Origin of the sequence: Bifidobacterium sp. (assembly GCF_051876855.1) — a bacterium.
Lineage (GTDB): Bacteria > Actinomycetota > Actinomycetes > Actinomycetales > Bifidobacteriaceae > Bifidobacterium.
The window spans coordinates 1-6,909 of sequence record NZ_JBJEIH010000105.1 but is presented as its reverse complement, the minus strand read 5'-3'; the positions used below and the strand labels follow the sequence as shown (position 1 = coordinate 6,909).

General features: G+C 63.7%; 6 protein-coding genes. All 6 read left to right on the top strand.

The annotated features are described in order from the left end of the window. Positions 1 to 570 (top strand): D-glutamate cyclase family protein (locus ACI38B_RS07035; RefSeq protein ID WP_439730121.1); only part of this gene is annotated, 570 nt, incomplete at its 5' end. A 97-nt stretch (positions 571 to 667) separates the two neighbouring features. Then, complete coding sequence (locus ACI38B_RS07030) at positions 668 to 1,474, top strand: LamB/YcsF family protein (RefSeq protein WP_439730120.1); 807 nt, start codon at positions 668 to 670, stop codon at positions 1,472 to 1,474. Next, on the top strand, positions 1,471 to 3,279 hold the full coding sequence (locus ACI38B_RS07025; RefSeq protein WP_439730119.1) for a carboxyltransferase domain-containing protein: 1,809 nt from the start codon (positions 1,471 to 1,473) through the stop codon (positions 3,277 to 3,279). The genes ACI38B_RS07030 and ACI38B_RS07025 overlap by 4 nt, the downstream gene beginning before the upstream one ends. Beyond that, entirely contained in the window at positions 3,276 to 5,036 is a 1,761-nt protein-coding gene (locus ACI38B_RS07020; RefSeq protein ID WP_439730118.1) for an acetyl/propionyl/methylcrotonyl-CoA carboxylase subunit alpha, read from the top strand. The genes ACI38B_RS07025 and ACI38B_RS07020 overlap by 4 nt, the downstream gene beginning before the upstream one ends. Positions 5,037 to 5,126: 90 nt before the next feature. Then, positions 5,127 to 6,146 carry a glutamate cyclase domain-containing protein gene (locus tag ACI38B_RS07015; RefSeq protein WP_439730117.1) on the top strand — a complete coding sequence of 340 codons (1,020 nt, stop codon included), beginning with the start codon at positions 5,127 to 5,129 and terminating at the stop codon, positions 6,144 to 6,146. 213 nt (positions 6,147 to 6,359) lie between these two features. After that, positions 6,360 to 6,909 (top strand): hypothetical protein (locus ACI38B_RS07010; protein ID WP_439730116.1); only part of this gene is annotated, 550 nt, incomplete at its 3' end.

The following is a 6,909-nucleotide window of genomic DNA, read 5'->3' as shown; positions in this document are numbered from 1 at the left end:
GCCGCCGGCAGCGACATCCGCACGGATATCCCGCTGTACCGCGTGTGGGAACACGGTGAGCTGGTGGACACGTGCAGCGACATCACCGATATCTGGGCACAGCGTGACGATTTGGTCACGTTCCTGATCGGATGCAGTTTCACTTTCGAATTCCCGCTTATGGAAGCCGGTATTCCGGTGCATCATATCGAGGCGGGACGTAACGTGCCGATGTATGACACGTCGATTGCCTGCAAATCTGCGGGGCGGTTCAGTTCGACAATGGTGGTGTCGATGCGCGGCATCCAACCGGACCGGATTGCGGACGCCGTGCGGATTTCCGGCTACTATCCGAGCGTTCACGGGGCGCCCGTATGGGTGGGCGAGCCTGAAGGCATCGGGATCACCGACTTGCAGCATCCCGATTATGGGGACCCGCCGATTATGGAGGACGGTGACATCCCCGTGTTCTGGGCGTGCGGGGTGACCCCGCAGGCGGCGGTGATGGCGTCGAAACCGTCGTTCGCGATCACGCACGCGCCCGGGCACATGTTCCTCACGGATATTCCCGACCGCAGTTTCATGGTGTGACTTGCGTCGGCGCAAATACATCAATACCGATGGCGTGCGATGTGGAAGATATGAGATATCGAAAAGCAGAAAACAGCAGCGGGAGTGGGGAACAACAATGACGGGAATAGACCTCAACAGCGATATGGGCGAAAGCTTCGGCCGGTGGGCGCTCGGCGACGACACGGCGCTGCTCGGCGTGGTGTCGAGCGCGAATGTGGCGTGCGGCTTCCATGCGGGCGACCCGGCTGGAATGCTGCGCACGGTCGGCTACGCGGCGGCGCACGGCGTGACGGTCGGCGCGCATGTGGCGTACCGCGATCTTGCCGGGTTCGGCCGGCGGTATGTCGATGAGACGCCTTCGGACCTGACCGCCGACGTCATCTACCAAATCGGCGCGTTGGAAGGGATCGCGGCGGCAGTTGGAACACAAGTGAAGTATGTCAAACCGCACGGGGCGCTGTATAACCGGATCGCGCTTGACGAACGGCATGCCAAGGCTGTGGTTGAGGCGATTAGGGCCGTGGACCCGTCGCTGTCCTTGCTCACCCTGCCCGGTTCGGTAGTCGGCCGGCTTGCCGAGGATGCGGGACTTCGCGTATTCCGCGAGGCGTTTGCCGACCGCGCCTACACGCCGGACGGTCATCTGGTCTCGCGGCGCGAGCCGGGCGCGGTCATCACCGACCCGGAACAGGTGGCCGCACGGGTGCTGCGCATGGTCGAGGACGGTACGGTGACGGCGATTGACGGCAGCATTGTCCGACTGCATGCCGATTCGGTGTGCGTGCACGGCGATTCGCCGGGGGCGGTGGCCATGGCGACGGTGGTGCGCAAAGCGTTGGAACATGCCGGGATTGCAGTTCGGTCGTTTGCGGCAGGTGGCGGCTCGTCGTCATCAGTGTCCACGAAAGCCGCGAAATCATGAGACGGATATTGCCGGCAGGGCAGGACGCGCTGCTCGTGGAAACCGGGGATTTGCGCCATGCGCACGGCCTGTATCATGCGCTGAACGCGGCGATGGAGGATGCCGTTTCGGCAAACGCGTCAGTAGGGGAATTCGCCGCTTCGCTCGCACCGACACGACCGTTCGCTGCAATCACCGAGCTCGTTCCCGCCGCGCAAACCGTGCTCGTGCGATTCGATCCGCGCAAGATCCGTGCAGCTTCGCTCGCCGAAGCGATCATGACGCTGCCCGATACACCCGATGAGGCCCAAGAGCATCGGACGGTGACCGTGCCCGTCATCTACGACGGCGAGGATCTTGAGGCCGTGGCGCAGTTGCTTGGTATCAGCGCCGACGAGGTGGTCGTCCGGCATACCGGCACCCCGTGGACGGCCGCATTCGGCGGATTCGCCCCCGGATTCACATATTTGGTGGACGGGGACCCGATTTTCGACGTACCGCGTCGCACGACACCACGGTTGGTCGTGCCTTCCGGCGCGGTCGGCCTCGCCGGGCGGTTCAGCGGCGTCTACCCGCGCGAAAGCTCGGGCGGATGGCAGCTGATTGGGCATACGGCCATGCCGATGTGGGATGTGCACGCCGACCCGCCCGCCGCCATCATGCCCGGCGACCGTGTGACGTTCCACGCCGAGCGCGATCAGGTAATCATGACTGATATTGCGCACCAACGCCGGACGCCGCCGGACCGCGATATCCGAGCCAATGCCGGGAGCTCCGGTAGCGGTTCAGATTCAACGACACACGTCCACGGCTTGCGTGTGGAACGCCCCGGCCTGCTTGCCCTGTTTGAAGACGAGGGCCGGCACGCCTCGGCCATGGGCGTCGCCGGATCGGGGGCATGCGATATGCCCGCCTACCGCCTGGCCAATATGCTTGTCGGCAATCCGCCCGGTGCGCTCGCCATCGAACTGACCGCCGGCGATGCCGCGTTCACCGCAATAGGAAATGTGGTGGTCGCCGTTACAGGAGCCCCGGTCGATTTGTGCATCACCGCGAACGCCACGTCAGGTGCCGATCCGGGCCACACGACCATCCGGCAACGTCTGCACCGGCAGGAGGCCATCATCCTCCATGACGGTGAAACCCTGACCATAGGCGTGCCGCGCGCGGGATTACGTGATTATCTCGCCATTCGAGGCGGATTCATAGCCCCGATGACGCTCGGCAGCGCTTCGCGGGACACCATGTCCGGCATCGGACCTGCTCCCCTGACCGCAGGCGACACGCTCATCGCCGGAACCCCCGATCCGTCACGAAGTGTAGGACGGCCATGCGAATGGAACGAGCACCTGCCAACCGGCACCATGCACCATGCCGGTCCGGAGGCAATCGGCAGCGCCAATCATCCAGTCTGGCTCGATGTCATGCTCGGTCCGCATGACGACTGGTTCACGCCGGCCGCCATCGGCACGCTGTTCGGCACCACGTGGCAGGTCACCGCACAATCCAACCGTACCGGGTTGAGGCTCAACGGCCCGCAGCCTTTGGAACGCGAAGATACGCGGGAACTGCCCAGCGAAGGCATGGTCCCCGGTTCGCTTGAAGTGCCCGGAAGCGGGCAGCCCGTGCTGTTCCTGCGCGACCAGCCGGTCACCGGCGGCTATCCGGTGATCGCCGTACTCACGCTCGATGCGCTCGCATTGGCGGCGCAACTACCGCCGGGCGCGTCCATCCGGTTCCGCAAAGCCGGGAAGAGCGCAATGGCGGCATCGGGAGGCCAAGACGTATCTCACGCTGATAAACACGATGGAAAGGAGTCCCGATGAAGCGCATTCTGGTCGCCAATCGCGGGGAAATCGCCGTGCGGATCATCCACGCCTGCCATGATCTGGGGCTGGAGGCGGTCGCCGTCTACGCGGATGATGACGCCGACGCGCTGTTCGTCCAGCTTGCCGATGAGGCCATCGCCCTGCATGGGGTGACACCGGCGGAAACCTACCTGAACATCCCGGCACTGCTCAAGGCAGCGGCAAGCGGACATGCGGACGCCGTTCATCCGGGGTACGGATTCCTATCAGAGAACGCAGATTTCGCGCAGGCGGTCCAGGATGCCGGGTTGACATGGATCGGCCCATCACCGCAGACCATCCGCATGCTCGGGGACAAAGTCGAAGCGCGAGCCGTCGCCACGAAAGTCGGTGCGCCCATGGCCCCGGGCACTACGCAACCGGTCAAGGACGCGCAGGAAGCCGCCGCATTCGCGCGTCAACACGGTCTGCCGATTGTCATCAAAGCAGTGCACGGCGGGGGAGGTCGCGGCATGAAAGTCGTGCGCGACCTCGCCGACGTCGAACCCGCTTTCGATTCCGCCGTCCACGAGGCAGAAGTCGCGTTCGGCAACGGGGAGTGTTTCATCGAACGGTTCCTCGACCATCCGCGCCACGTCGAAGTTCAGGTGCTTGGCGACACGTATGGCGGGGTCATCGCCGTCGGTACCAGGGACTGCTCGCTTCAGCGACGCAACCAGAAGCTTATCGAGGAGGCCCCGGCGCCCTTCCTGCCTGAAAGCATCACGCAACGGCTTGAAGATGCGGCTGTGGCAATCTGCTCCGAAGTCGGGTACGTGGGTGCCGGAACCGTGGAATTCCTCGTGGCCCCGGACGGCACGCTCTCGTTCATGGAAGTCAACACGCGTATCCAAGTCGAACACCCGGTCACCGAAATGACCAGTGGTATCGACCTGGTGGCTTGGCAGCTGCGTATCGCCGCGGGTGCGTCGATTGCCGGACTCAAACCGGCGCACGACGGGCATGCGATGGAATTTCGTCTCAACGCGGAAGACCCATCGCTCGGATTCGCGCCATTCCCCGGGCGTATCACCGCACTGAGGGCGCCCAGTGGGCCGGGCATACGCTTCGACACCGGTGTGCAAACCGGTTCGATTGTCTCCGACCATTTCGATTCCATGCTCGCCAAACTCATCGTGCACGCCCCCACGCGCGAGGAATGCCTACAACGGGCGCGGCGGGCGCTCGCCGAACTGCGCATCGACGGTGTGCCCACGGTCGTACCCTTCGACCGGGCGGTGCTCGCCGACCCTGATTTCACGGCGGAACACGGGTTCCGCATCTACACCCGGTGGATTGAGGAGGTGCTGCTCAAGCGGCTTGGTCCCGAACAGCTCAAGCCTGATGGTACATCGCTGCGCTTCGATGACGCCGATACCGGGTTGCATCGCACATGGATTGAATGGGATGGCCGCCGCGTGGAGGTCGGCTTGCCGGCCGGTCTGGTCTCCTCGCTCGGGGCGGCGGGGGCCGCCGGCGGAACATCGCACGATGGCGGCGTGGGAGAGACGGCCGCGCACGACACCGGGGATATCCTCGCCTCGATCACCGGCACGGTGGCGCGCTGGCTGGTCGATGACGGCGCTGAAGTCGGCGCGGGCATGCCGGTTGTCGTGCTGGAAGCCATGAAGATGGAGATCCAGGTTACGGCCCCGATCGGCGGCGTGGTCCATATCGCTGCGCAGCCGGGCGACAGCGTGAGATCCGGAAGCGTGCTGGGACATATCGAATCGTGAGACAAGACATGAGACAAATACGTGAAACAGTCGTGATACGCGGCATCCGGCCGATTTAACCGGCCGGGCGCTGATAGGAGAGGAGTGGATATGACGGAAACGATGCAATACAACCAAGCAGGACATGTCAATCGGCAATCGGATACGTTCCATACCGGCCGTGGCAGTGCGGCACACCATGGCGGCATCGGCCCTGCCGCCCGCATCGCAAGCTGGCGGTGGAAACCTCGCGTCGCGCACATCCAGAATGCCGCTGCGGCGGATGTGGGCCGGGGCAGCGAGACCATGATGACCTTCGCGCGCGGCGACCTGTTCCATGCCGCTCGGTGGCTTAAATCCGGCGAACACAAGACCATGGTCGTCACCGGATTCTACATTCCGCAGGCCGAGCAGCCCGCCGCCGAATCGGATGGTCCCGCCGGGGCGGTCGAGCTGTGTGAGGCTCTGCGGGCCATCGGTTCGGATGCCTGGCTGGTCAGCGATGAGCCGTGCGAGCCGGTCATCCGCGCAGGGGCCTCGTCGCGGCTGCCCGAAGACCACGTGGCCATCGCGCCTGCGGATGCGCAACACTTCGATCAGTGGATTGACGCGATGCGCGGGCTTGTCGATCGCAATGATATCGATACCATCATCTACATCGAGCGCGTCGGGCCGGCGCGTGACGGGAACCCGCGCAATATGCGGGGGTTTGACATCGACCGGTGGACCGCCCCGCTCAGCCGGCTCACCAGGTTGGGATTGCATGTGATTGGCATCGGCGACGGCGGCAATGAGATTGGCATGGGCAGGCTGGACTCCATCGTCATTGAGGATGTCGTCGAGCATGGCGAGCGTATCGCCTGCACGGTTCCCGCGGACGAGCTGATTGTTTCCGGCACGTCAAACTGGGGCGGTCACGCGCTGGTGTGCGCGATGTATGCGATGGGCTGCCGGCGGGCGGCACCGCTGCTCGATGTCGCGTGGCATCGGTCCGTGCTGGCGGATGTTGCGCGCGCCGGCGGGCTTGACGGGGTCACGATGCGCAACACCCCGACGGTCGACGGCCTGAGCGAGGAGCGCTACTACCGCCAGATCCGCATGATGTCCGACATCGCCCGAGGTCGGCGTTAGAGGCGCTTGTTGCAGCAGATGCGGGGTTTCGGCTGCAAACGGTTGCACAATCCACGATGATGATCTGCTGCTGAATGCTGCGGCATTCCGGTATGGCGGGCGCGACACCTTGTGCAGAAACCATCGGCGGCGGTTGTTGTGCGGGTATGCTGGTGTGAACAGGCGGGCGGGCCCGCTGCCCATCAAGGTCGAGTTCGTGATAGGGGGCAAGTGATGTTTTTGACGATTCCTTCGGATTTTTCTTCTGCTCGTCGTCTGCCCCCGGTGAAGATTGCTGGTTTCCGCTGTGTGTTTGTCGGCCGGGGTAGTCTGCGTGGCGATTTCGTGGTGTTCAACTGCGTCCTGGAATCGGGGGACAATGATGTGCCGATGGTGTGCATCCCCGCGGGGAGTGTGGGGATTCCGCATGATCTGGTCGATGCCGCGACGTTGGGCACAGCGATTTTGAATGCGCGTGATTATGATGAATCCCATATCGGGGCAGTGGTCCGGCGCATGCCCGAGGAGGCCGGGGAGGACTTGTACAGTCGTTTGACGGGGAAGCCTGTAGGAAAGACGGGTAATTGGTCTGCGACATGCCTTGTGGGTTATTATCCGCAAGTTGGTAAGTGGAAGGCGATACGTGAGGTACCGTCGCTGCGCTGTGTCAATGATGTGGATACGAGGATTCGCGTTGGTATGCTCGAGTGTCCGTGTGGTGCTGGTGTTGAGGAGCTTGGTGGGATGGTGTTGGAGTCGTTTGCGCGGGTTGATGCGTGGTGTG